This window comes from Diaphorobacter caeni (assembly GCF_015354245.1).
Lineage (GTDB): Bacteria > Pseudomonadota > Gammaproteobacteria > Burkholderiales > Burkholderiaceae_C > Diaphorobacter_A > Diaphorobacter_A caeni.
In genome coordinates this window covers 333368-356911 of the sequence record NZ_JADKYZ010000007.1, presented here as the reverse complement: position 1 = coordinate 356911, position 23544 = coordinate 333368, and the positions used below count along the sequence as shown (strand labels likewise).

At 62.9% G+C, this 23544-nt stretch carries 23 protein-coding genes, 2 tRNA genes, 1 pseudogene and 1 riboswitch; of the genes and pseudogenes, 7 read left to right on the top strand and 19 right to left on the bottom strand.

Going from position 1 to position 23544, the window contains the following annotated elements:
- The 3 genes and pseudogenes from ISG32_RS18775 to ISG32_RS27615 all read left to right on the top strand — a co-directional run.
- Window positions 1-117 (top strand): annotated as a pseudogene (locus tag ISG32_RS18775) (IS5/IS1182 family transposase); the annotation flags it as partial.
- A 406-nt stretch (window positions 118-523) separates the two neighbouring features.
- The gene (locus tag ISG32_RS18770; RefSeq protein WP_194772539.1) at window positions 524-739 is read left to right on the top strand and encodes a hypothetical protein; all 216 of its coding nucleotides are present in this window, start codon (window positions 524-526) and stop codon (window positions 737-739) included.
- Window positions 739-1770, top strand: a complete 1032-nt coding sequence (locus tag ISG32_RS27615) for a tyrosine-type recombinase/integrase (protein WP_228529926.1) — start codon at window positions 739-741, stop codon at window positions 1768-1770. The genes ISG32_RS18770 and ISG32_RS27615 overlap by 1 nt, the downstream gene beginning before the upstream one ends.
- 328 nt (window positions 1771-2098) lie before the next feature.
- On the opposite strand, the gene ISG32_RS18760 is transcribed toward ISG32_RS27615, so the two are convergent.
- From ISG32_RS18760 to ISG32_RS18750, 3 genes are all read right to left on the bottom strand, one after another.
- Window positions 2099-3082, bottom strand: a complete 984-nt coding sequence (locus tag ISG32_RS18760) for a Bug family tripartite tricarboxylate transporter substrate binding protein (protein ID WP_194772538.1) — start codon at window positions 3080-3082, stop codon at window positions 2099-2101.
- 74 nt (window positions 3083-3156) lie between these two features.
- On the bottom strand, window positions 3157-4149 hold the full coding sequence (locus tag ISG32_RS18755) for a hydroxymethylglutaryl-CoA lyase (RefSeq protein WP_194772537.1): 993 nt from the start codon (window positions 4147-4149) through the stop codon (window positions 3157-3159).
- Window positions 4149-5378, bottom strand: a complete 1230-nt coding sequence (locus ISG32_RS18750) for a CaiB/BaiF CoA transferase family protein (protein WP_194772536.1) — start codon at window positions 5376-5378, stop codon at window positions 4149-4151. Before ISG32_RS18750 ends, ISG32_RS18755 begins: the two co-directional genes overlap by 1 nt.
- Before the next feature lie 132 nt (window positions 5379-5510).
- Here ISG32_RS18750 and ISG32_RS18745 point away from each other — a divergent pair, with 132 nt between their 5' ends.
- The 3 genes from ISG32_RS18745 (at window position 5511) to efp (ending at window position 8221) form a co-directional block, all read left to right on the top strand.
- Window positions 5511-6434: a LysR substrate-binding domain-containing protein gene (locus ISG32_RS18745; protein WP_194772535.1), complete on the top strand. Its 924-nt coding sequence runs from the start codon at window positions 5511-5513 to the stop codon at window positions 6432-6434.
- The gene (earP, locus tag ISG32_RS18740; RefSeq protein ID WP_194772534.1) at window positions 6431-7504 is read left to right on the top strand and encodes an elongation factor P maturation arginine rhamnosyltransferase EarP; all 1074 of its coding nucleotides are present in this window, start codon (window positions 6431-6433) and stop codon (window positions 7502-7504) included. Before ISG32_RS18745 ends, earP begins: the two co-directional genes overlap by 4 nt.
- Before the next feature lie 162 nt (window positions 7505-7666).
- Complete coding sequence (gene efp, locus ISG32_RS18735) at window positions 7667-8221, top strand: elongation factor P (protein WP_187596292.1); 555 nt, start codon at window positions 7667-7669, stop codon at window positions 8219-8221.
- 303 nt (window positions 8222-8524) lie between these two features.
- Here efp and adhP read toward each other — a convergent pair whose 3' ends face one another.
- From adhP to cbiE, 7 genes are all read right to left on the bottom strand, one after another.
- Window positions 8525-9553 carry an alcohol dehydrogenase AdhP gene (gene adhP, locus ISG32_RS18730; RefSeq protein WP_194772533.1) on the bottom strand — a complete coding sequence of 343 codons (1029 nt, stop codon included), beginning with the start codon at window positions 9551-9553 and terminating at the stop codon, window positions 8525-8527.
- Window positions 9554-9631: 78 nt separating this feature from the next.
- Window positions 9632-11026, bottom strand: a complete 1395-nt coding sequence (gene rimO / locus ISG32_RS18725) for a 30S ribosomal protein S12 methylthiotransferase RimO (RefSeq protein WP_194772532.1) — start codon at window positions 11024-11026, stop codon at window positions 9632-9634.
- Window positions 11027-11136: 110 nt separating this feature from the next.
- On the bottom strand, window positions 11137-11673 hold the full coding sequence (gene phaR, locus ISG32_RS18720) for a polyhydroxyalkanoate synthesis repressor PhaR (protein WP_194772531.1): 537 nt from the start codon (window positions 11671-11673) through the stop codon (window positions 11137-11139).
- 333 nt (window positions 11674-12006) lie between these two features.
- Window positions 12007-12786 carry a precorrin-6A synthase (deacetylating) gene (gene cobF / locus ISG32_RS18715; RefSeq protein ID WP_194772568.1) on the bottom strand — a complete coding sequence of 260 codons (780 nt, stop codon included), beginning with the start codon at window positions 12784-12786 and terminating at the stop codon, window positions 12007-12009.
- 1 nt (window position 12787) lies between these two features.
- Window positions 12788-13588 carry a precorrin-4 C(11)-methyltransferase gene (gene cobM / locus ISG32_RS18710; protein ID WP_194772530.1) on the bottom strand — a complete coding sequence of 267 codons (801 nt, stop codon included), beginning with the start codon at window positions 13586-13588 and terminating at the stop codon, window positions 12788-12790.
- A 16-nt stretch (window positions 13589-13604) separates the two neighbouring features.
- Window positions 13605-14048: a cobalamin biosynthesis protein gene (locus ISG32_RS18705; protein ID WP_194772529.1), complete on the bottom strand. Its 444-nt coding sequence runs from the start codon at window positions 14046-14048 to the stop codon at window positions 13605-13607.
- Window positions 14048-15250, bottom strand: a complete 1203-nt coding sequence (gene cbiE, locus ISG32_RS18700; RefSeq protein WP_194772528.1) for a precorrin-6y C5,15-methyltransferase (decarboxylating) subunit CbiE — start codon at window positions 15248-15250, stop codon at window positions 14048-14050. The genes ISG32_RS18705 and cbiE overlap by 1 nt, the downstream gene beginning before the upstream one ends.
- On the opposite strand from cbiE, the gene ISG32_RS18695 reads away from it, so the two are divergent.
- Window positions 15249-15989 (top strand): cobalt-precorrin-6A reductase, encoded by a 741-nt coding sequence (locus ISG32_RS18695; RefSeq protein ID WP_194772527.1) that lies wholly within the window; start codon window positions 15249-15251, stop codon window positions 15987-15989. The genes cbiE and ISG32_RS18695 overlap by 2 nt on opposite strands.
- A 28-nt stretch (window positions 15990-16017) precedes the next feature.
- Here ISG32_RS18695 and cobJ read toward each other — a convergent pair whose 3' ends face one another.
- From cobJ to ISG32_RS18650, 9 genes are all read right to left on the bottom strand, one after another.
- Window positions 16018-16731: a precorrin-3B C(17)-methyltransferase gene (cobJ, locus tag ISG32_RS18690; RefSeq protein ID WP_407645076.1), complete on the bottom strand. Its 714-nt coding sequence runs from the start codon at window positions 16729-16731 to the stop codon at window positions 16018-16020.
- Between the two features lie 86 nt (window positions 16732-16817).
- A complete protein-coding gene (gene cobI, locus ISG32_RS18685; protein ID WP_194772525.1) occupies window positions 16818-17573 on the bottom strand; it encodes a precorrin-2 C(20)-methyltransferase in 756 nt (251 codons plus the stop codon).
- A gap of 11 nt (window positions 17574-17584) precedes the next feature.
- Window positions 17585-18214 (bottom strand): precorrin-8X methylmutase, encoded by a 630-nt coding sequence (locus tag ISG32_RS18680; RefSeq protein WP_194772524.1) that lies wholly within the window; start codon window positions 18212-18214, stop codon window positions 17585-17587.
- A complete protein-coding gene (locus tag ISG32_RS18675; protein ID WP_194772523.1) occupies window positions 18198-19454 on the bottom strand; it encodes a nitrite reductase in 1257 nt (418 codons plus the stop codon). Before ISG32_RS18675 ends, ISG32_RS18680 begins: the two co-directional genes overlap by 17 nt.
- Before the next feature lie 128 nt (window positions 19455-19582).
- Window positions 19583-19839: riboswitch (cobalamin riboswitch) on the bottom strand.
- Between the two features lie 196 nt (window positions 19840-20035).
- Window positions 20036-20635 carry a sugar O-acetyltransferase gene (locus ISG32_RS18670; protein ID WP_194772522.1) on the bottom strand — a complete coding sequence of 200 codons (600 nt, stop codon included), beginning with the start codon at window positions 20633-20635 and terminating at the stop codon, window positions 20036-20038.
- 194 nt (window positions 20636-20829) lie between these two features.
- A tRNA-Pro gene (locus tag ISG32_RS18665) sits at window positions 20830-20906 on the bottom strand.
- A 731-nt stretch (window positions 20907-21637) separates the two neighbouring features.
- Complete coding sequence (locus ISG32_RS18660; RefSeq protein WP_194772521.1) at window positions 21638-22549, bottom strand: bifunctional GNAT family N-acetyltransferase/nucleoside diphosphate kinase regulator; 912 nt, start codon at window positions 22547-22549, stop codon at window positions 21638-21640.
- Between the two features lie 387 nt (window positions 22550-22936).
- Window positions 22937-23013: transfer RNA gene (locus ISG32_RS18655), tRNA-Pro, on the bottom strand.
- Between the two features lie 26 nt (window positions 23014-23039).
- Entirely contained in the window at window positions 23040-23519 is a 480-nt protein-coding gene (locus ISG32_RS18650) for a MerR family transcriptional regulator (protein ID WP_194772520.1), read from the bottom strand.
- Window positions 23520-23544 lie beyond the last annotated feature (25 nt).

Below are 23544 nucleotides of genomic sequence, written 5' to 3'. Positions count from 1 at the left end.
TTTGCAGGCTTTGGCAAGCTGCGCATCCGGTTCGAGCGACGCCTTCAGACTCATGAAGCGCTACTGAAACTAGCTGCAGCGATTATCTGCGCGAGGTTTGTTGATCGGTTGTGTTAGCCGCTCTTAGGCGAGGGTAAATAGCCAATTTCTTGCGCTCACTCACCTCGTTTCCACATGACGAATTTCCTTCGCCATCTGATCATAAGCAAGATCGCGCCCAACCCAACGCCAAACCACCAAATGCCGTAGATCCCATATCTAAGTGCGATTTTGGAAAAAACCTTGAACATTGAGTCGTATGGAAAAAAAGGCAGCGCAACCAGAGAGATGACATTGAGTGCAAGCCATATCCACATAACAAACTGAACCCAGCGCGGGCTTAGATAGAGGAAAAGTCCAACAATGATCAGAGCACCAAGAATAAAACTCACACCCTCCCCCTGCCCCAGTAAAAATTGCGCGAATTATGAACGCGCCCCAACCACCAGCCCGCACCACGCGGGCTTTTTATTTGGAGAGATGAATGAGCACGATCCTTCCTGAAGAAGAAATCGACCGGCTCACGAAGCCGCGCACTCAGCGGGCGGCACAGACCCGGTATCTTGAAAAGCTGCTGGGGTGTAAATTGGCACGGCGCCCAGACGGTTTGCCGCTGGTCACGCCGGAGATGCTGGCACGCCTCAATGGCGGCGCCGAACCTGTGCCAGACGCCAACAATGGTTTGAACTGGGGGGCCTGATGCCAAGACCAAAAGACCGCGCTTCTGCGCACGGCCTGCTGCCCATGATGGAGGCAAGGCCATGGAAGGATGGCAAGACCGTCACTTATCGATACCACGTACTCGGCGGCGCCCCCATCCATCTTGGCTACGACAGGGACAAGGCCATCCGCAAGGTCTTGGATATGAATCTCAAGCCTGACGACAAGGGTACTGTGGCGCAACTCTGGCGTCTCTATTCCGAGTCCAATGACTACCTCGCCCTCGCGGACATCACGCGCACGCAGTACGCTGAATACTGGGGGCGTCTACAGAAGGTCTGGGCAAATGGCATCGTCAAGAAAGTGAAGCCTGCCGACATAAATAGATACTTGCGCGTCTATCGGAAAGGGGCGAGCACGCTGGCGAATCGAGAGGTGGCGCTGCTGTCGAATCTATTCAATCTGGCCGTGGAGCTGGGCGACATCGATCGCAACCCCTGCAAAGAGGTTCGCCGAAACAAGGAGCGGCCACGCACGCGACTGGTCGAGGCGCATGAGTTGGATGCCTTCGCTGGGTGGGCAATTCGACAAGGTCCGTCTGCCCAGGTGCTTTTGGGGATGGCTCAGTTTGCCGCGCTTGCCGGGAGCCGCCGCATTGAGTTCCGCACACTTCACTGGCCGCAGGTTGACGACGAGATCATTCGACTGACTCGAGCGAAGCAGCGCGGCACAGAAAAGCGCGAGCTGGTTTCCGTGGGTGACGCGCTCAGAGAGGTGCTCGAGCGCATGAGAGCCCTGCCGGGGTACAGCCCGTTGGGGGCGGTGTTCCGTGCGCCGAAGACTGGCAACCCATATTCCGAATCTGGCTTCAAAACAATGTGGGGGCGGCTGATGGATGCCGCGCTGGAGAGCCGGGTGATTGAGCAGCGGTTCACCTTCCACGACCTACGCGCGCACTACACGACGTACTACAAGCGCCGGTTCGACGCGCTGCCAGAACTGCATGCCGACCCCGCAACCACCGCCCGCGTCTACGAGCGCAGCCGGGAGGCAAAACGCCGGTCACTTTGACCAAAATAATGGGAAGCGAAATTCTGCGACCCGCATGAAATCAGAATTCAAAAACCATGAGAATTTCCCACGACTCAGGCTGCAGGCCGCGCCGGTATTGGATCGGCTACGGTGATTGTGATTCCTGTTGTCGTGGGTTCGAGCCCCATCAGCCACCCCAAATACCCAAAGCCTCTTGAGAAATCAAGAGGCTTTGTCGTTTCTGGCTCCCCTCGCATCTTCATCGCAGGACGCGCGCGAAAAATCCAAAGAAAATGGCCTCGGGCTTTCGCTCGAGGCCATTTTTTCTTCAGCGCAGCACGGTTGCATGCGCGCGCAAGGCGGGCGATCAGTCCGCTTCGATCTTCGCGCTCTTCACCACGGTGGCCCAGTTCGCATAGTCGGCCTTCACGCGCTCACCGAATTGCTGCGGGTTCTGGTAATCAGCCGTGGCGCCCTGCTCTTCCGCCTTCTTGCGGAATGCGGGGTCTTCGACGACCTTCTTCAGATCGGCAGTGAGTTTGTCGACCACCGCTTTGGGAACTGCGGCCGGGGCGAACAGACCGAACCACGAGGTGGCGTTCACGCCCGCAAAGCCGGCTTCCGCCGTGGTCGGGACATTCGGCAGGCTGGGCAGGCGCTCCTTGCCGGTCACGGCGAGCACGCGCAGCTTGCCGGATTGGATGTGCGGCATGAACGGTGGCGCGGTTCCAAAGGTCAGATCGACCTGTCCGCCGAGCAGATCCTGCAGCGCGGGGCCGGTGCCCTTGTAGGGCACGTGGACCATCTTGATGCCAGCCTGCTGCTCCAGCATCGCGCCAGTCACATGCTGCAGCGAGCCGTTGCCGGACGATGCGTAGTTGAGCTTGCCGGGATTGGCCTTGGCATAGGCGACCAGCTCCTGCAGCGTCTTGGCGGGCACGCTGTCACGCACCACGATGATCTGCGGCGCGGACATGATGTTGCCGACCGGCTGAAAGTCCTTCTGCTCCCACTGCGGTGCCTTGGTGATGTGCGGCGTGATCACGTGGTAGCCGGAGTACTGCATCAGCAGGTTGTAGCCATCGGGCTCCGCGCGCTTGACGAAGGTGGCCGCGATGGCGCCGTTGCCGCCGCCCTTGTTGTCCACCACCACCGATTGGCCGATGACCGGGCCGAGCGCCTGCGCCGCCATGCGGCCCGCGAGGTCTGTCGTGCCGCCTGCGGCGGCGGGAACGACGAAGGTGATCGTGCGATTCGGATAGTTGCCCTGGGCGCTGGCGCTGCCCGCAGCGAACACACTCAGCGAGCCCAGTGCCAGTGCGGCGACGAGTGAACGACGTTGGAAAACCATGGTTTGTCTCCTGTTGATTATCGGAACGGAAAAGGTGAAGTGAAAAGGTAAAAGGTAAAAAGCGCGTGCCCAGTTCAGACGTTGCGCGGCTGCTGATCCCGCGCCAGCGCGCGTTCGCGGATGGCATCGAAATCGGCGGGCACCGGATGCGTATCCAACCGCTTGCCCGCCTTGACGATCTGGCTCGGCACGTCGTGACCGATCAACGCGGGCAGACTCTGCGACGCGGCGATCAGCCGGTCCAGTTCCACACCGGTGTCATAGCCCATGCATTGCAGCGCATGCACGATCTCCTCGCTGCAGACGTTGCCGGACGCACCGGGCGCGTAGGGGCATCCGCCAAGGCCGCCCAGAGACGCATCGAACTGGCGCGCACCGGCATCGATGGCCGCGAGCACGTTGGACAGGCCCATGCCGCGCGTGTTGTGGAAATGCAGGGTGAACACAGTCCTCGGCCAGCACTTGATCGCATGGGATGTGATGCGTGCGACCTGCGAGGGAAAGGCCATGCCCGTGGTGTCGCACAGCGTGATGCCCTGCACGCCCAGATCGGCAAAGCGCTGCACGAAGCCGAACACCTGCTCCTCGAGCACATCGCCCTCCATCGGGCAGCCGAACACGCAGGACAGCGACACGTTGACCGGTACCCCGGCCTGCTGCGCCAGCGAGATCACCTGCGACAGCGCGGCGAAGGACTGCTCGCGCGTCATGCGCAAATTGGCGATGTTGTGCGTTTCACTCACGGACATGACGAGATTGAGCTCGTCGGTGCGCGCGTCGATGGCGCGCTCCGCACCGCGCATGTTGGGCACGAGCGCGGTGTAGATCACGCCCGGCACGCGCTCGATTTCACGCATGACGATCTCGGCATCGCGCAGCGCAGGGATGGCCGTCGGCGAAGTGAACGAAGACACTTCGATCTTCGCCAGCCCCGTGTGCGACAGCGCATTCACCAGCGCGATCTTGTCCTCGGTCGGCACGAACTGAGGCTCCATCTGCAGCCCGTCGCGCGTTCCCACTTCGCACATGCGGATGCGTGTGCCGTTGCCATTCCAGACGGTGCTCATTATTGAATCACTCCCTTGCTGCGCAGCAGCGTGATCTGCTCGTTGGTAAGCCCCGCTTCGGCGAGCACCGCATCGGTATCGTCACCCAGACCCGGAGCCGACGAACGCACGCCGCCCGGCGTGCCCGACATCTTGGGAATGACGCCTGGCACCGTCACCGAATAGCCGTCGCGCGTCTCCTGCGTGAGCAGCATGCCGCGCGCCTTGTAGTGCGGATCTTCCGCGATGTCTTTTGCGGTGTAGACCTTGCCCGCAGGCACGCGTGCCGCGCCCAGCGCGTCCATGACGTCCTGCACGTTGCGCTCGATGGTCCATTGACCGATCGCCGCATCGATTTCAGCGATGCGCGCCACGCGGCCCGCGTTGCTCGCCAGGTCAGGCGCATCGGCCAGATCCTGCCTGCCGATGGTCGCCATCAGGCGCTTGAAGATGCTGTCGCCATTGCCGGCCACCAGCACCCAGCCGTCCTTGCAGGGATAGGCGTTGGACGGAGCAATGCCTGGCAGCGCGCTGCCAGCGGCCTCGCGCACCGCGCCGAAAGCGCTGTACTCGGGGATCAGGCTTTCCATGCAGTTGAACACCGCCTCGTGCAGCGCCACGTCGATCACCTGCCCTTTGCCGCCATGCGCCTTGCGATGGTAGAGCGCCATCAGCACGCCGATGGCGCCATGCAGCGCGGCCAGCGTGTCGCCGATGGACACTCCAACGCGCACCGGCACGCGGCCCGGCTCGGCCGTGAGATGGCGCAGACCGCCCATGGCCTCGCCGATCACGCCAAAGCCCGGCAGGTCGCGATACGGGCCGGTCTGGCCGTAACCCGAGATGCGCAGAATGATCAGCGCGGGGTTGAGGGCATGCAGCTCGTCGGGCGACATGCCCCAGCCCTCCAGCGTGCCGGGGCGGAAGTTCTCGATCAGCACATCTGCCTCGGCGATCAGCTTGCGCGCGATGTCCTGCGCCTCCTGCTGGCGCAAGTCGAGCGCCACCGATTTCTTGTTGCGCGACTGCACTTGCCACCAGACGGAGGTGCCGTTCTTCAGCAGTCGCCAATTGCGCAGCGGATCGCCGGTGCCCGTCGCCTCGATCTTGATGATTTCGGCGCCGAAGTCACCCAGCGTCTTGCCGCAGAACGGGCCCGCGATGAGCTGCCCCATCTCCACCACGCGCACCCCCGCCAGCGCGGAGGGCGTCAGCTGCGGCGCCGCCACTGGTTTGGCTTGTTCGGTCATTGTTTGTCTCCATTCACAACATCACTCGTGCGGATAATGTCGCCATTCACCACGCGTGCAAAACGCTCATGCGCGAGGCTGCCATCGCGTTTCGGCATGGCAGATCGCTTGCGAGGCGATAATCGGCCCTTCATGAACCTCGATCCCGTATCCCTGCGCCTGTTCGTCGCGGTGATGGAAGAAAGCGCCATCGCCCGCGCCGCCGCACGCGAGCACATCGCCGCATCGGCCGCGAGCCGCCGTCTCGCCGAGCTTGAAGACACACTGCAGGTGGAACTCTTCAACCGCAGCAACCGCGGCACAGAGCCCACGCCGGCCGCCTTCGCCCTGCTCAATCTCGCGCGCGGCGTGCTCAATGATCTGGACGGCATCGCCGCGCAGATGCGCGACTACGGCGCGGGCGTGCGTGGCCAGGTGCGCGTGGTGGCCAACATCTCCGCGATCACGCAATTCCTGCCTGGCGAACTGCAAAGCTTCATGGCCGCGCACCCGCAGGTGCAGGTCCAGCTGCAGGAGCAGATCAGCACGAGCGTGGCGCATTCCGTGGCCGAAAACGCGGCCGACGTGGGCATCCTCAACCATGGCAGTTACGGCGAGCAGGTCACGCTTTTGCCGTACCACGAGGACGAACTGGTCGTCGTCGTGCCCGCCAGCCATGCTCTGGCGCGACGGCGCAGCTTGCGCTTCGCGGAAATCCTCGCGTTCGACATCGTCGGCATGCACCCCGGCAGCGCCATCAACAACCTGCTGATGCGCAACGCCGCCGAGCACGAAATCCCCCTCAAGCTGCGCATTCAGGTCACCAGTTACGATGCGCAGTGCCTGATGGTTTCAGCGGGTCTGGGCGTGGGCGTGCTGCCGCTGGGCAGCGCGCAGATCTACCGCGGTGCGCTGGCGCTGCGCACCATTCCCCTTGCCGAGCCCTGGGCCAAACGCAGGCTCTCGCTGTGCGTGCGTTCGCTTGAATCCCTGTCCGGCGTGGCGCGCCTGCTGGTCGATCATCTGCGTGCAGGTGCGGGCAACACGGCCCTTGCCCCTGACGCGTCCCAAACATGAATTCAACACAACCACATCCCAAGCGCTGGGACCTCTTCTGTCAGGTCATCGACAACTTCGGCGACGTCGGCGTGTGCTGGCGCCTCGCTGCCGACCTGGGCGCGCGCGGACATCAGGTGCGCCTGTTCATCGACGACGCGAGCGCGCTCGCCTGGATGGCGCCGCACGGCAGCGCGGGCGTGAGCGTGCACCCGTGGCCACGGAACGAGGCTCCTGCCGACGGCCCCGGCGATGTCGTGATCGAGGCCTTCGGCTGCGAGATACCGACGATCTTTGTCGAAGCCATCGCACGCAAAGCGCAAGGCAAGCCGCGCAGCATGGTTTGGATCAATCTCGAATACCTGTCCGCCGAAAGCTATGTCGAGCGCTGCCATGGCCTGCCTTCGCTGATCATGAGCGGCCCGGCGGCCGGGTTGACGCGCTGGTTCTTCTACCCCGGCTTCACCGGACAGACCGGCGGCCTGCTGCGCGAGCCCCACCTGAGCGCTCGACAGGCCGCGTTCGATCGCCGCGCATGGCGGGCGCGCCACGGCCTCGCGGATGAGGACACCGCCTTCTCGCTGTTCTGCTACGAGCCCCCCGCGTTCAAGCAGGTGTTCATCGAGCACCGCTTCACCGCCCAGTGGCTGGTCACCCCGGGCCGCGCCGCCGCCATGGTGCGCGCCGCGCTGCTGCCCGCGCACCCCGACAACCTGCGATTTCTCGCGCCCGTGACCCAACCCGCATTCGACGAGATGCTGTGGGCCTGCGACCTCAACTTCGTGCGTGGCGAGGACTCGCTCGTGCGCGCGCTCTGGGCCGGTCAGCCCTTCGTGTGGCAGATTTATCCGCAGCATGACAACGCCCATCACGAAAAGCTCGACGCCTTTCTCGACTGGATGCAGGCGCCGCCCTCGCTGCGCGCGATGCATGCGCTCTGGAACGAACTGCCGGAAGCCCGCAGCACGCCCGCCGTCACCAAAACCATGCTGGCCGAATGGCAGGCCTGCGTGCAGGACGCCCGGGCCAGGTTGTGGGCGCAAAACGACCTTCTGACGCAATTGTTGGGGTTCGTCGCAGAAAAAAGCTAAAATAGCGTTCTTTGCGCCATTCGAAGGCTGCACAACATTTGTATGTGCCCAGCCGGCGCGTCCCGCCGCGGACCATGCGTCGGGGTGTCAGGCAGTCAGTCCCCCACGACTTCGCCCTACCGCCCCGCCTGTGGAGCGGCCCAACTCGCAGTCAAGCAAGCTATGAAAATCGCTCAAGAAATCCGCGCCGGCAATGTGATCATGCACGGGAAGGACCCCATGGTCGTTCTGAAGACAGAATACGCACGCGGCGGCCGCGGCGCTGCCACCGTGCGCATGAAGCTCAAGAGCCTGATCGGCAACTTCGGCACGGAAAACGTGTTCAAGGCCGACGACAAGATCGACAACGTGATCCTCGACAAGAAGGATTGCACGTACTCCTACTTCGCTGACCCGATGTACGTGTGGATGGACCCCGAGTTCAACCAGTACGAAGTCGAAGCCGAAAACATGGGCGACGCCATCAACTACCTCGAAGACGGCATGACCGCTGAAGTGGTGTTCTACGACGGCAAGGCCATCTCCGTGGAACTGCCCACCTCCGTGGTGCGCGAAATCACCTGGACCGAGCCAGCCGTCAAGGGCGACACATCGGGCAAGGTGCTCAAGCCTGCCAAGATCGCCACGGGCTTCGAAGTGGCTGTGCCGCTGTTCGTGGCTCAGGAAGACAAGATTGAAATCGATACGCGTACTGGCGAGTACCGCAAGCGCGTGTAATGCTTGCTTTGGAACGGGTTTGATTCCGTTCCTTGCTTGTTGAAGAAAGGCTTCCTTGATGGAGGCCTTTTTTGCTTCTGCGCGGGAGGTTGAGGGTGGAGGCCGGGAGTTCCGCCCGGCGGCGGAGTCACCTTTTGCTTGCGCGCAAAAGGTAACCCAAAACGCGCTTTGAAGTCATGCGGCAAAACTCTCTGCGAGTCCTTCGGACTCTCCGTTCAGACAGCTTGCCGCAAAAGTGACCTGAAGAGGTGTGGTCGGCACTTCGCTTCGCTCGTGCCGGTGCGCCTGCTGGCACACCTTACTTCACGCCGACATGTCCAGCACCACGCGTCCCTCAATGGTGTTGGCGCGCATGCGCTGGAAGATGTCGTTGATGTTTTCGAGCTTGTCGGTGCTGACCGTCGCAGCGACCTTGCCGAGTGCCGCGAAGTCGAGTGACTCCTGGAGGTCGAGGCGCGATCCCACGATGGAGCCTCGCACGGTCACGCCGTTGAGCACCATGTTGAAGATCGACAGCTCGAAGCCGCCCGGTGGCAGGCCCACGAGCGATACCGTGCCGCCCCGGCGCACCATGCCGAGCGACTGCTCGAATGCCTTCGGCGAGACGGCCGTGACCAAAGCGCCGTGCGCACCGCCGATTTCCTTTTTGATGAAGGCGGCTGGGTCCTGCTTGAGGGCATTGACCACCACCGTCGCGCCCAGACGAGTGGCCAGGCTGAGCTTGGCGTCATCCACGTCGACCGCTGCCACGTTCATGCCCATGGCCTTGGCGTATTGCACGGCCATGTGACCGAGGCCGCCGATGCCGGAGATCACCACCCAGTTGCCGGGTTTGGCATCGGTCATCTTGAGGCCCTTGTAGACCGTCACGCCCGCGCAGAGGATGGGCGCGATCTGGATGAAGTCGGCGCTGGCGGGCAGCAGGCCGACATAGTTGGCGTCGGCCAGTGCGTACTCGGCAAAGCCGCCGTTGACCGAGTAGCCCGTGTTCTTCTGCTGCTCGCAAAGCGTCTCCCAACCGCCCAGGCAATGCTCGCAATGACCGCAGGCGCTGTAGAGCCAGGGAACGCCGACGCGGTCGCCCTCCTTCACGTGGGTGACGCCCGCACCCACCGCAGCCACGTAGCCAACGCCTTCGTGGCCGGGGATGAACGGTGGATTGGGCTTGACGGGCCAGTCGCCGTCAGCCGCATGCAGATCGGTGTGGCAGACGCCGCAGGCCGCGATCTTGACGAGCACATGGCCCGGATCGGGGCGCGGGACTTGCACTTCCTCAATCGACAGCGGCTTGCCGAATTCGCGGACGACCGCCGCCTTCATGGTGCTTTGCATGCGTAGACTCCTTCTCTGAAAGAGTCAGGATGGCACTGATCTGGCTATCGGTCGTTGATTCGAGTCAATATCAGATCGTCAGATCGGCACGCCGACCAAGTCGTGGCCTTGAGTGCCCACGATGCGCACCTTGGTGAACTCGCCTACCTTGTAGGTCTTGCTGATCTTCTCGGGCGGCAGCAGGTGCACGACGGCATCGATCTCCGGCGCGTCGGCATAGCTGCGGCCCACGCCGCCCTTTTTGCCGAGAGCGATGGACTTGTCCACCAGCACCTGCATGGTCTGGCCGATGCGGCGCTGCAGGCGCGCAATCGATACCTCTTCGGCCACGGCCATGAAGCGCGAACGGCGCTCCTCGCGCACTTCCAGCGGCAGCATGCCGGGCAACTCGTTGGCGGCCGCGCCTTCCACGTCGCTGTAGGCAAAGCAACCGGCGCGGTCGATCTGCGCTTCACGGATGAAGTCGAGCAGATGCTGGAACTCCTCTTCCGTCTCGCCAGGGAAACCGGCGATGAAGGTGCTGCGGATCACGATTTCCGGGCAGATCTCGCGCCAGCGCTGGATGCGCTCCAGATTGCGCTCGCCGCTGGCGGGACGCTTCATGCGCTTGAGCACGTCGGGGTGGCTGTGCTGCAGCGGCACGTCCAGATACGGCAATACCGCGCCCGTCGCCATCAGCGGGATCACATCGTCCACGCTGGGGTACGGATACACATAGTGCAGGCGCACCCACGCGCCGTAAGGCTTGGCGATCTCGCCGAGCGTCTGCACCAGCTCGAGCATGCGCGTCTTGACGGGCTTGCCATCCCAGAAACCGGTGCGGTATTTCACATCAACGCCAAAGGCCGAAGTGTCCTGGCTGATCACCAGCAACTCCTTCACGCCACCTTCGAACAGCGCCTTGGCTTCCTTGAGCACGTCGCCGATCGGGCGCGACACCAGATCGCCGCGCATCGACGGAATGATGCAGAACGTGCAGCGGTGGTTGCAGCCTTCGCTGATCTTGAGATAGGCGTAGTGCTTGGGCGTGAGCTTGATGCCCGCCTCGCCAAACGCGCCCGGCACCAGATCGAGAAAGGGATCATGCGGCTTGGGCAGGTACTGATGCACCGCGTTCATCACCTCGTCGGTGGCGTGCGGGCCGGTCACGGCCAGCACGCTCGGGTGCACTTCGCGGATCAGGTTGTCGCCACCGGCCTTGCCGGCCTTCGCGCCAAGACAGCCGGTGACGATCACCTTGCCGTTCTCTGCCAGCGCCTCGCCGATGGTGTCGAGACTTTCCTTGACCGCATCATCGATGAAGCCACAGGTGTTGACGATCACAAGGTCCGCGCCCTGGAAAGTCTTGGAGGTTTCATAGCCTTCCGCACTCAGCTGAGTGAGGATCAATTCGCTGTCGGTCAGGGCCTTGGGGCAGCCAAGGCTGACAAAGCCGACTTTGGGGGTTTTCGTGGGGGAAGCTGTTTCGCTCATCCCCCTATTGTCCCAGTTCTCGCGCTCGCGTGCCTTTCGGTGGAATTTTTCCGGCGAATACGGGAGCCGGCCGCCTCAAGCAGGCATCCCGCCTCGAAGGCGTCGCCCGCTCAGCGCTTGATGCCGAAGGCTCCGAACATCTGCTCGGTCTGCTTTTGCATCTGTTCCTGCATCTGCTGGAACATGTTCTGCGACTGTTCCATGTAGTTGCCCATCATGCCCTTGTACATGGGCGACTGGGGGCTCATGAACTGGGTCCACATCTCGGGTGTGAAGCCCTTGGCCTGGTCAGCCATCTTGGTTTGCAGGTCGGTGAAGGCCTGGATGTTCTTTTCCAGATACGAGCCCATGAAGCCCTGCATCGCGTTGCCGTAGAAACGGATGATGTTGGCGAGCACGGCTTCGCTGAACATGGGCGCGCCGCCCGCCTCTTCTTCCAGAATGATCTGCAGCAGAATGCTGCGGGTCAGGTCCTCGCCGCTCTTGGCGTCGCGCACGACGACGGTTTCTCCGCCCATGACCAGCTCCTTCACCTCGATGAGCGTGATGTAGGTGGAGGTGGACGTGTCGTACAGACGGCGGTTGGGATACTTCTTGATCACGCGCTGCGCTGCTGGGGTTTCGGGATTCTGATTCTCTTCTGGCACAGGCGGCTCCTCGAACTGTTCTACGTTTCGTCAATCAATCAACCAAGGCCATCCGGGCGATGGCGCTGTTTGATTCTAGGCAGTGGTCACAAATACGCCTCACTGGGTTTCCCTGATGCGCTTTGCCGATCCATTGTCCCGCAGCAAACGCCCTCCTATCGAGGACTGCCTCCAAAATCCCGCAATCCCCTGCACCGCCACGGCATTTGCAATGAACCGCATCCAGCGCCACCCGAAATCCTGGATTTCGCCAATGCTCGAAATGAAATGTGAACTTAATTGAATTTATCTATTGAATTCACCATTCAAGGCCCATGCGCGGCAAGCAGCATGTCAGACGCTCCCCGCAAGGCCCGCCTGCCGAGGCGGTCTGCGCAGCAGATAGATGTCCATGATCCAGCCGTGTCGAGCACGTGCATCACGCCGCTGCTGCACGATGTGGGCCGCCTGCTCGGTAAGCGGCCCGCTGATCAGCATCTGCTGCGACATGCCGAGGTACGCGCCCCAGTAGATGTGGGCCCCGGGCTCGCTGACCTGCTCGAACGAGCATTGGCCATCAAGCATCACGACCAGCGTGTCCACGCCCTCGGGCCAGCCGTTGTCGCGCAACTGGCGCCCCGTCGTGACGAGAAACGGAGCACCGATGTCGTTGAGCGCAATCCCATGCGCACTGCACAGCACCTGCATCGACGTGATTCCCGGCACCACATGCACCTGATGCTGCGCCAGCCCCAGGCGCGACGAGATGCGCAGCGTGCTGTCATAAAGCGCGGGATCGCCCCACACCAGCAGAGCGACGCGCCCGCCCCCCGACACAAGCCGCTCCTCCAGACTGTCGGACCAGCGCCGAGCAATGGCATCGTGCCATTCATCCACCTGCCGGTCGTAGTCATCGCCCTGCTGCCGGCGCAGCGGCATGTCGAAATGCGCGATGCGCTCGGGCGGCACATCAAGCTGCTCCAGCAGTTGCAGACGGACCTGCGCCAGCTCGGCCTTGTTGTCTTCCTTGTGCGGAAGCAGCACCAGATCGGCCGCGCGGATGGCCCGCTCGGCCTCGCGGGTCAGATGGTCGGGATTGCCGGTGCCGATGCCGATCAGCCAGATCTCCAGCATTTCAGACGCTCTCATCTTCGCGACCTTCCGGAAAACGTGGCTCGTCACCGCGCGGGCGATAACGGCGGTCGTAATCATTCGCGTAGAGACGACTCAATCCAAAATCCTGCTGACTCAGCGTCGCGCCCACGAGAATCAGCGCGCTGCGCTGCAGCGCGTTGGACTGAGCGGCCGCCGCGATCTCGCCGACGCGGGTGCGCACCACGGTCTCATCGGGCCACGATGCGCGCCACACGATGGCTGCGGGACAATCCGGACCGTAGTGCGTGGTGAGTTCCGCCTGCACCTGCTCGGCCACATGGACCGAAAGATGGATCGCCAGCACCGCACCCGTTGCGGCGAATGCGGCCAGCGATTCTCCGCCGGGCATGCTGGACGCGCGGCCGGAGGTGCGGGTGAGCACCACGGACTGGCACGAGCCAGGCAACGTCAGCTCGGCCCCGAGCGCCGCCGCCGCCGCACTGAACGAGGGCACACCGGGCGTCACGGTGTAGGGTACATGGCGCTCGCGCAAGCTGCGCAACTGCTCGCCCATTGCGGACCAGATGCTGAGGTCGCCCGAGTGCAGACGCGCGACGTCCTCGCCGCGCGCATGGGCCGCGCACATCTCGCTCACGATGTCTTCAAGCGACATCGGCGCGGTGTTCACCAGACGCGCGCCCGGCGGGCAATGCGCGAGCAGTTCGGTGGGCACCAGCGATCCCGCATACAGACAGACCGGCGACGCGGCGAGCAGATCACGGCCGCGCAAGGTGATGAGATCGGCGGCTCCGGGGCCCGCTCCGATGAAGTGAACTGTCACGTCAAGAAACTCCTGATCAAATCGAAAATGAAGACAACTGGAACGTCGCGATGGCCAACGTCGCGCGGCGATCCCGCGACACCACGCGCGGCAGCAGCAGCCGAGCGTCTGTGGATGAGCTCATGCGCGCCGCACCGTGCAAGGCCAGCGCCTCGGCCACGCTTCCGGTCCCGAAACGCTGCGCCACGCGCGTGGATTGCAGCGCCGTGTCGATGCCGCGAATGTCGGCCTCCGCACCGTGCAGCTCCGTGGCTTGCGGCAGGTGCGCGAGCTTCCAGGCGCAGAAGGCGCCCCACGCCGGGGTCTGCCGCCGCGCGTCCAGAACCACCATCGTCCAGCGCTCGGACACTACCTCGTCCACCGCGATCAGGCGCGCTGCCTGCGCCCAGCAGTCGGCGAACGACTGCGCATCGGCATTGGCCCTGAACCCCCAGCCCGCAACATGATGGACGGCGGACATCACGCCGCATTCCAATTCCATTGCACGACAGGTCGCGCGGCCTGCCAGGTCTGCATGCCGCCCAGCGGCACCGCCTCGCTCCATTGCAGCTGCAGAAGCTGTCCACCGTGAACGCGATGCAGCTCCATGAGCAGCGCCTGCGTCTCGAGCGCCACGGCGTTGACGACCAAGCGCCATGGCCCTTGCAAACGCTCCCGCAATGCGCCGAACAGTTCGCGGTTGAACCCTCCGCCGACGAACACCGCATGCGGCTCAGGCTGCAACTGCGCCAGCAAGGCCAGTGAATCGCCCTGAACCACCTGCAGCGCCGCTGCATAGCGCAGCGCGTTCTGTTCGATGTTGGCGACGCGCGCCGTGTTGCGTTCCACGCAGACCGCCTGCCCGCCCGCGAGACACCATTCGATGGCGACCGAACCCGAACCCGCGCCCAGATCCCACAGACATTCGCCGCGGCGCGGCGCGAGCGCGGCCAGCGTCATCGCCCGGACAGGGCTCTTGGTGATCTGCCCGTCGTGCGCGAACGCGTCGATGCCGCGCCCCGGCACACGGGTGAACCCATTGCCGCCGCGCGCCTCCCATGCGACGGCCAGCGGCGCCTCCCGCGCAGTCTCGGTCATCGCAATCTCTCGCGCTGTGCCGCTGGAAATGCGCTGCAGATCGCTGCCCGCGTGCGAGACCAGCCACATGGGGCTCTTGCCCCAGCCTTGCGCATTCAACCAATCGGCCAAGCGCTGCCCCGCAGCACCATCGCGCACGAGACAGACAAAGCGCTGCCCTTCCGAGAGCAAGGGAGTCAGCGTCGCGAAGGGTCGTGCGTGCAGGCCAAGGCACTGCGTATCTTCAAGCGACCAGCCCAGCTCGCCCGCGATCCACGAAAACGTCGAAGGCTGCGGGTGATTGCGCCACTCGCCCACGTCGAGACATCTCGCCAGCGACGCACCCCCGCCGAAGTGAAACGGATCGCCAGACACCAGCACCGCCACGCGCGTCTGGCCGCGCAAGGCCAGCACGGGAGCCACATCGAACGGCACGGGCCAGGCCCGTCCACGTTCACCTTCGCCCGACGCCACATCGGCCAATGCGAGATGACGCGGACTTCCAAAGACAATGCTGGCATCATCCAGATCCCGCCGAGCGGCCGCGCTCAAACCGTCCAAGCCGGACGGGTGTATTCCAATGATGAAAAGCCACGGATTGGCCATGACCCAAGTACTCCTGTTAGGCGGCACCTTCGATGCCCATGTTCTGTCGAATCGCTTGCATGCCGCCGGCATCTCCGGCATCTATTCGTTTGCCGGCGCGACGCAGAGCCGCCGCGAGCAGGCCCTGCCCACGCGCGTGGGCGGTTTCGGCGGCATCGACGGGCTGACGAAATATCTGCAGGCCCACCGCATCAGCCACGTGATCGACGCCACCCACCCCTTTGCAGCGCAGATGAGCCGCCACGCCATCGAGGCCTGCAAGGCGCTTGGAATTCCTCTGCTGTCGATGGAGCGTCCCGCATGGCAGGCGATGGCCGACGACCAATGGACGCATGTCCCGGACATGGAGGCCGCAGCGAAGGCCTTGCAAAGTCAGCATCGCCACGTTTTTCTCGCCATCGGCCGCAAGCAGCTGCCGGTGTTTGTGCCGCTCAGCGAACTCCACCATTTCGTGCTGCGCGTGGTCGATGAGCCGCAGGCGCCGCTGCTGCCCGCGCCGCATGAACTCATCGTCGCACGCGGGCCGTTTCAGCTGCAGGACGAACTCGCACTGCTGCGCACGCACGCCATCGACTGCATCGTCAGCAAGAATGCGGGGGGGCAGGACACCTACGCCAAGATCGAGGCCGCACGGCAACTGCGTCTGCCCGTCATCATGGTGAATCGCCCAAGCCTTCCTGAGCGCACTCAATGCGCAACGCCCGAGGAAGCCATGCAATGGTTGCGCGGCCGTCTCTGAACGCGCCCCGCCGCTCGCACCCCCAACGTCAACCACGCGTCTGCATCCCGTAGCTGCGCGGCGTGTAGACATGCCGTCCCACGCGTCGCGTCGTGCTGCTGCCGACGATGACCAGCGTGCGCATGTCAGCCATGGATGCATCCACGGCCTCAAGCGCATGCACCTGCAGACGCTCGTCCGCACGGCTCACGTTGCGCGCGAAGCAGATCAGCCGCCCGGGTTCGCACTCTTCCTTCAACACCCGCAGCACCCGCGCAAACCCTTCGGGCCGCGAAGCCGATGACGGGTTGTAGAACGCCATCGCGAAATCGGCCTGTACGGCCAGACGGACACGTCGCTCGATCACGGCCGCTGGTTTCAAGTTGTCCGAAAGATTGATCGCGCAGAAGTCATGCCCGAGCGGCGCACCAAGGCGTGCCGCGGCCGCCAGCATCGCGGTGATGCCGGGCAGCACCTGAACGTCCACGCCGGCCCATCGCTCACGCTCTTCGGCGCTCGCCAGATCGAGCACCTCAAACACCGCGCTCGCCATCGCGAACACACCCGGATCGCCCGATGACAGCATCAGCACCTGCCGCCCCTCGGATGCGCAATCGAGCGCCGCGCGCGCGCGCTCCAGCTCTTCGCGGTTGTCGCTGGCATGCAGCCGCAGATGCTCGAGCCCCGAAAGGCGCTCGACATACGGAAAATAGCCGAACGCATCGGTCGCGTTCGCCAACGCGTCGCGCACCTGATCGGTCATCAGCGCATCGTCGCCCGGCCCCAGGCCCACGACCGACAGACGCGCCTTCGACAGGGGGTTCAATTGCTCCGTCCTCATGCGCCGCCTCACATGTCGCTGTCGGGGCGCCGGCCCTGACCGTGAACGATGACGATGGCGAAATACGGACAGCGCTCCGGCGCATCGCGCAGCGGCATCACCTGCTGATCGGCCATGGTGCCGTTGATCACCAGCCAGCCCTGTTCGAGCTTTCCGAGCTCCGTGAGCAACGCGCGGATGCGGCCCAGATGCCGTCCCACTTTCATGATGACCAGCGCATCTGAACGCGTCATGTGTGTTCGCAGCTGATCATCGGGCAGCGTCGCGGGCAGCACGCTCATGATGTCGTCGCCCCAGGTCATGGGAATGCCCGTCGCGTGCCAGCAGCCCACCATGCCCGGAATGCCGGGCAGCACATTCACGGGCACTTCACCCGCCTGACGCAGCCGCACATACAGATGCATGAACGAGCCGTAGAAGAACGGATCCCCTTCGCAAAGCACCACCACGTCCTGTTCGCGCGCCAGTTCGGTCAATCGCGTCTGCCAGTCCTTGTAGAACTCCGACAGCTGCGCGACGTAACGCGGATCGCTGGCGGGGATTTCAGTGGTGAGCGGATACTCCATCGGGTACTCCGTCACCTCGGCATGCAGCATGCCGTTGACGAGTTGCCGCGCCTTGCCAGGATGTCCGCGCTTGCGGAAAAACGCGACATGCCGCGCGGTGCGCAGCGTGCGGTCCGCCTTCACGCTCATGAGCTCGGGATCGCCCGGACCGAGTCCCACGCAGATGATCTGTCCTTTGCTGCCGTTGCTGCTGCTCATTTTCGTCACCCTCATTCCACCGCGCTGGCCAGCGCATTCACGGCGGCCACGGCAATTGCCGACCCTCCCAGACGTCCCTGCACGATGGCATGGGGAATCTGGCCCCATGCACGCAGCGCGTCCTTGGACTCCGCCGCCCCGACAAACCCCACCGGGCAGCCGATGATGGCAGCAGGACGTGGACAGTCCGGGGCGTCCAGCATGTTGAGCAGATGAAAGAGCGCCGTCGGCGCATTGCCGATCACCACGATCGCGCCATGCAGATAGGGCCGCCAGAGCTCGAGCGCCGCTGCGCTGCGCGTGTTGCCCATGGTCTTGGCGAGAGCGGGAACGCGCTCGTCCTGCAGCGTGCAGATGACGGGGTTGTCGGTGGGAAGACGCTTGCGCGTGATGCCTTCGCTCACCATGCGCGCATCGCACAGAATCGGCGCGCCGCGTTGAATGGCGGCCTCGGCGGTCGAAGCAAAGTCGGTCGAGAAATGGATATGCGGCGCAAGTTCCACCATGCCGGCGGCATGGATCATCCGGCAGGCCACGCGCTCTTCCAGCGGCGTGAACCGCGCGAGATCGGCCTCGCTGCGGATGATGGCGAAGGACTGGCGGTAAATTTCTTCACCGCGCATTTCATAGGTGTGGGTCATGAATCAGTTTCTGTATTTGCTGCGGCCGTGCCCGCAGTTCGCGATATGGAACAAGTGGGCCCGCGTGCTCCCGTGGGCCGCGACGAACGACGCGAAGCAGCGTCTGCCCCGCGTCATCCACGCCCTCCGCACCAACGACGAACGTCGCGTCGGCAGACAGCGCGCAACGCTTGGCGCACCCGGTCACATGCACATGGATTCCGTGGGGCACATGGGCGGCTATTTCGAGGGACAGTTCCTGTGCTGCAAAGCGCGCCTGTTCGCAGCGCGGAGCACCAATGCAGGATGACGCGCGCAGCCTGACATCGTCGTCGCGCGTGATCCAGTGCACCGCATCCGAAAAAGGATTGCCGCCCGCAAGGGCCGCTTCGCTCACCCACAACGAACGCCACGGCGTTACGCGGATCTCCGCATGCTCCGGCATGGCCGCCGTCGTAGCGAGCATCGCAGCCGCATCAATACGCCCCAGCGGCACGCCGACCATCCACGCGCCCTGATCCAGCGGACCAGGAGGGACAGGTGCACCAACTTCATTGAGTTTGGTACCCGCGGATTTCGCATGAACCAGCGAACGCATGCGCACCAGCGCCGGAGCATGCAGCATGCGCTCGCGCGCAAACCACAGCGCCTTTTCGATGGCAGCATCAACGGCCCGCTCCGCAGATTCCCAAAGCACAGGCTCCGCACAATCCGCAGCGAACAGCGCGACCTGGCCATGAGCGGCCACCCACAGTTCGATGTCCGCGTTCATGCAGCGCAGTCGATGAGCGGCGTCATCCACGACAAAACCAAACTTGCTGGGAAGCGCCTCAAGTCCCTTGCGCGCCAACGCCGCCGGACTGAGCCGCTCGATAACGGCCCGCGACAACAGACTCGCCAGCGCATGCGTGGCGTCTCCGCGCCGATACAGCGGCGTGCAATGCACGGGCGGTGCCAGATCCGCATCGGCATCCGCAGGCACCAGCCGCGCATCGATCAGTACCGATCGCACGCGCTCCAGATTCGCCTCATCGACACCGCGCAACTGCACGTTGCCAAGCCGGGTCAATTCGATCAGAGGCTCCGCATGCGCGAGCGCGAGCTCCGCGAGCACACGCCACTGCCCAACGGCGACGGACGCGCCATGCGGCCGCACGCGCACGATCCAGCCATCCTGCGACCGCATGGGCTGCCATGCGGTGGGACACCAGCCCTGAACCTTGAATGCCTCCGCCGACGGAATGCGAGACTCTCGCGCCATGCAAAACCCACAGTCGATCCAGCCACAACCCGTGGCCGCATCACAATGAAATGTGCAGGGGAATCAAAAGACAAAGACCGACTCGCGCGCGGCGCGCACGAATCCATCAGGCCACATGCATTCCCGCTGCGCCTTGAATCAGTCAGGCCGGTCTCCGGACTTGCAAAGTACGACCGATGAGGTCGAAGAGGAATCGCGCCTTCCCGCTTTCGCAGTGGCCGCCATTGCCGTCAGCAATGGTCTTGCGTTCCAACGTCTTTGCTTACCGTTGCGGGTGCAGTGCAGGAATCGCGGATTGAACGACAGTCGATCAACCCACTCACCTGCTTCCCGTTTCACTTCCGGGCGCAGAACGCGCCATGAAGCACCTGATGTTTGCGCGGATTCTACGCCAAGTTTTCGCATGGACGCGGCATGCGATAGGCCTGCCTGTTCGTCGCCGAGCGCGGAAAGGCGCAGGCCAAGGAGTCCGTCAAACCCCTTCGGAGAAGGTCACAAAATACAAGTGTGGCAGCGCTGGAGAGCAGCTTTCGCGACGTGCGCGCAAATGCCGCATCAGACTCTGATACGGATGGTGCCGCTCAGAGCGATGCGACAAAACCGGTTTTGTCGGCCACCGTAATCGGGCGCACCACCTTGCACGGGACACCCGCCGCAATGACGCCCGCAGGTATGTCTTTGGTCACGACACTGCCAGATCCAATGATGGAGTCGTCTCCAATCGACACGCCCGGATTGATGTGAGCCCCCGCCCCGATCCAGACTCTATTCCCGATTCTGACCGGCCTCGCGTAACAGCCTCCGGCAGCCCGCTCAGCCGCGTCAATGGCGTGGTTGGATGTGTAGATGCCGACACGCGGCCCCAAAAGCACGTTGTTGCCAATGTAGATGCCTCCGCCATCCAGCATCACGCAATCGAAATTGGCATAAAAGTCATTGCCGATATGAATGTGACGACCAAACTCGCATCGAAAAGCGGGCTCAAAGTGAACGCGCTCACCAACAGAGCCGAGCATCCGACGCAGTATCTCCTCGCGCTGCGCCGCCGGTTGCGAGAAAGACGCGTTGTATTCGTTGGTCAGCAGAACGGCTTGGACACGCGTCGCGACAAGCGCTTCCGTCAAGTCGTTATACATTCGGCCACTGAGAACTTCCTCGAGCTGTGCATCTACTGTATTCATCGTCAGATTGGATCATGGAACGACAGCAGTGAGCCGCCAACCGCCAGATCGATCGCTCCATCGGCCCATCGGCCCGCAGAGGAGCCTGTGAAATGCATTCATGGCAGCACTTCCAATCACGCAAATCAATCAGAGTCCAAAGAAAAACGGGCTACATCTTTTGGATGTAACCCGTTGATTTCTTTGAGAATGAATGGTCGGCGTGGCGGGATTCGAACTCGCGACCCCTTGCACCCCATGCAAGTGCGCTACCAGGCTGCGCTACACGCCGAAGCCTGCAAGTATACAGTGGTTTCGAGCGCCTTTTCATGCTGCCCGCAGGAAAGACATGGAGGCCCTCAAGCGCCCGACTCCACAAAAACAAAAAGCTCGACTCTTCTCAGAACCAGGTTTTGGAAAAATGGTCTGCGTGGAGGGAGATTCGAACTCACACCCCTTGCACCCCATGTGCGTGGCGGCATCAACGCAATGCGCGCCGTACGTGCGCGAGGCCGATCGCCGCGAGCAGGCCGCCGAGCAGACCGAGCAACCACGTCGAAGTAGCTGCCATCGCCCGCACAGTACGCGCCGAGGTGGTGCGCGCCTACAGCGGCGAAGCTGTGTGTGCGGACGACCGTCGAATTCGTTGCGCCCGACACGGGCGTCGCCGCGCTGTCGCAGAACGTCACCGTGCCGCCCGGTGGATAGCCATCCAAGATCTACACTGATGCGCTGTGCTACACCAACCTTGAATACTGCTACGACGCCAACTGCAACCGCACGAGCGGCGTGCTCTGCACAGAGATGGGTGTAGACCCCTCTTGCAGCTCACACGTACCTGCACTACTGGAAACAATCGCCTGGCCAGCGTCACCACGACCTGCACTACGGCCCCAATGGCCGGGTCGCAAAGCTGACCAGCACCTCCAGCAGTACCGACCCGCAGGCTGTGAGCTACATCTAAACAGCTCCAGCCAGCGCGTGCTCATGCAAAACCTGCGGCTGTGGCGCAACACAGCGAACCTACAGGTGAAAATCGCCCGTGGCTTCTGGCTGGTAAAGCACTTTCTCAATACAAATACGGCGGGTACGGTCCGAAATGCGCCAGTCGATGGTATCGCCCTCCTTGTAGCCCAGGATTGCCGTGCCGATGTCGGAGCAAACCGACAGCTTCCCGGCACTGTCGCTCGCGTCTTCGGGGTAGACCAAGGCCACTTCCACCTCTTCGTCGTCCAGTTGCAGCAAGGCCCTGGAGTTCATCGTGACTACATCCCCCGCCACTTGCCGCGGATCGACGACGATGGCGCGCTCGATCTCGTGCTCCAACTCGACAACTGCTGGACCGTGTTCGAGGGCGATCAGGTCCAGGAGCCGAGCCTTGTCGAGTTCGGTGATGTAGATTTGGGCGGGTTCAGCCTCAGGGTTTTCGCGCAGGAGCCAGCGATAGCGTTCCGAGGACAGGGCGTATGACGCCAACGTAGGCGTTTCGCTTTCAAGCTGGAAGCCGCAGCGCAGGAAGGCCTTCAGCGACCGCACGTTGTCTGGATGAATCTTGGCGATGAGCTTGTCGGCTCGCATCTCGAAGAAGGCGAGCTTCATGCCTTCGCGGAGGGTGCTGGCGCCGAGTTTGCGTCCCCAGTTGTCACGGTCGCCGATGACCAGGACTATCTCGCAGTCAACGCCCGTCTTGACGAGTCGAACGAAGCCCACAGGCATGTCATGGCGGTCATAGGCCATGAAGAAGCGGCCGCCCTGGTTGAACACATGGGTCAGGATCGGCATCTGGACACGATCAATGACTTGCTCGATGAAGCGGGATACGTGGCGCGAATCGCTCAGGTGGCAGGTGACACTCTCGTCTTCCAACCAGTTCATCAGCGTCAGTGCGTGGGACCGAGTGATCTCCGGACACAGCGAAACAAAAGGCTTGCTCATCTTCACCCCCTTAGGTTGCAAGAATGAAAGCCTTTCACGAGCACGGACATGGCCGTGACGGTTCTTTCTACAGAGCACTCATTTTAATGCAATGCGCAAACGAGGTGGTTCCATACTCTGCTCAAACGTATGTTGAGCGCCGTAGCCAGTCCTAAGTTCTGGCAGGATCCGGCCATCCATTGGCGAGTGCCAACTCACTGCCAAGCGGCCGCATGGGTCATTTGACAGGGCGGCAGCAACTGCTGCCGTGAACTGTCAGATGGCCAGGATTGCAAACGCTACTCGGAAGTCGGCGCAACGCGCCCAAGAGCACACGAATTTGTCAAAAACCAAAGAAAAACGGGCTACATCTTTTGGATGTAACCCGTTGATTTCTTTGAAAATAAATGGTCGGCGTGGCGGGATTCGAACTCGCGACCCCTTGCACCCCATGCAAGTGCGCTACCAGGCTGCGCTACACGCCGACAAGCCTTAGATTATATAACGCTTTTCACACCCAAGAAAGAAGCGCGCGAATTTCTTGAAGTTCTTTGCGCACGGCCTGGATGCTGAGTGGCGCGACAGCTTCCGGAGCGGATGCCGCTGCGGCCTGACCAAGTGCATTGACGGAAGCGTCCGCTGCGGACTGCGCTGTGCTCCCGTCTTCATCATGCAGCGCCTCCAATGCTTCGGCGTCTCCGGCAGCGAACTGCTCGGCCCCGGCCTTGCCCGAATGCGCAAGCTCCTGCAGGCGATTGCGGGCACCGCTGATGGTGAAGCCCTGATCGTAGAGCAGGTCGCGGATGCGGCGCACCATCAGCACTTCATGGTGCTGGTAGTAGCGGCGATTTCCGCGACGCTTCATGGGGCGCAGTTGCGTGAACTCCTGCTCCCAATAGCGGAGCACGTGCGGTTTGACACCGCACAGCTCGGCCACCTCACCAATGGTGAAGTAACGTTTGGCCGGAATGGGTGGCAGCACTGTGCTCATGGAAATTTGTTGAAAACTTGAGAAA

Bases quoted from the DNA above. Each gene is read 5' to 3' on its own strand.
- ISG32_RS18770 (WP_194772539.1), top strand. From the start codon at position 524: ATGAGCACGATCCTTCCTGAAGAAGAAATCGACCGGCTCACGAAGCCG.
- ISG32_RS27615 (WP_228529926.1), top strand. From the start codon at position 739: ATGCCAAGACCAAAAGACCGCGCTTCTGCGCACGGCCTGCTGCCCATG.
- ISG32_RS18760 (WP_194772538.1), bottom strand. From the start codon at position 3,082: ATGGTTTTCCAACGTCGTTCACTCGTCGCCGCACTGGCACTGGGCTCG.
- ISG32_RS18755 (WP_194772537.1), bottom strand. From the start codon at position 4,149: ATGAGCACCGTCTGGAATGGCAACGGCACACGCATCCGCATGTGCGAA.
- ISG32_RS18750 (WP_194772536.1), bottom strand. From the start codon at position 5,378: ATGACCGAACAAGCCAAACCAGTGGCGGCGCCGCAGCTGACGCCCTCC.
- ISG32_RS18745 (WP_194772535.1), top strand. From the start codon at position 5,511: ATGAACCTCGATCCCGTATCCCTGCGCCTGTTCGTCGCGGTGATGGAA.
- earP (WP_194772534.1), top strand. From the start codon at position 6,431: ATGAATTCAACACAACCACATCCCAAGCGCTGGGACCTCTTCTGTCAG.
- efp (WP_187596292.1), top strand. From the start codon at position 7,667: ATGAAAATCGCTCAAGAAATCCGCGCCGGCAATGTGATCATGCACGGG.
- adhP (WP_194772533.1), bottom strand. From the start codon at position 9,553: ATGCAAAGCACCATGAAGGCGGCGGTCGTCCGCGAATTCGGCAAGCCG.
- rimO (WP_194772532.1), bottom strand. From the start codon at position 11,026: ATGAGCGAAACAGCTTCCCCCACGAAAACCCCCAAAGTCGGCTTTGTC.
- cobF (WP_194772568.1), bottom strand. From the start codon at position 12,786: ATGCTGGAGATCTGGCTGATCGGCATCGGCACCGGCAATCCCGACCAT.
- ISG32_RS18705 (WP_194772529.1), bottom strand. From the start codon at position 14,048: ATGTCCGCCGTCCATCATGTTGCGGGCTGGGGGTTCAGGGCCAATGCC.
- ISG32_RS18695 (WP_194772527.1), top strand. From the start codon at position 15,249: ATGACCCAAGTACTCCTGTTAGGCGGCACCTTCGATGCCCATGTTCTG.
- cbiE (WP_194772528.1), bottom strand. From the start codon at position 15,250: ATGGCCAATCCGTGGCTTTTCATCATTGGAATACACCCGTCCGGCTTG.
- cobJ (WP_407645076.1), bottom strand. From the start codon at position 16,731: ATGACCGATCAGGTGCGCGACGCGTTGGCGAACGCGACCGATGCGTTC.
- cobI (WP_194772525.1), bottom strand. From the start codon at position 17,573: ATGAGCAGCAGCAACGGCAGCAAAGGACAGATCATCTGCGTGGGACTC.
- ISG32_RS18680 (WP_194772524.1), bottom strand. From the start codon at position 18,214: ATGACCCACACCTATGAAATGCGCGGTGAAGAAATTTACCGCCAGTCC.
- ISG32_RS18675 (WP_194772523.1), bottom strand. From the start codon at position 19,454: ATGGCGCGAGAGTCTCGCATTCCGTCGGCGGAGGCATTCAAGGTTCAG.
- ISG32_RS18670 (WP_194772522.1), bottom strand. From the start codon at position 20,635: ATGAATACAGTAGATGCACAGCTCGAGGAAGTTCTCAGTGGCCGAATG.
- ISG32_RS18660 (WP_194772521.1), bottom strand. From the start codon at position 22,549: ATGAGCAAGCCTTTTGTTTCGCTGTGTCCGGAGATCACTCGGTCCCAC.
- ISG32_RS18650 (WP_194772520.1), bottom strand. From the start codon at position 23,519: ATGAGCACAGTGCTGCCACCCATTCCGGCCAAACGTTACTTCACCATT.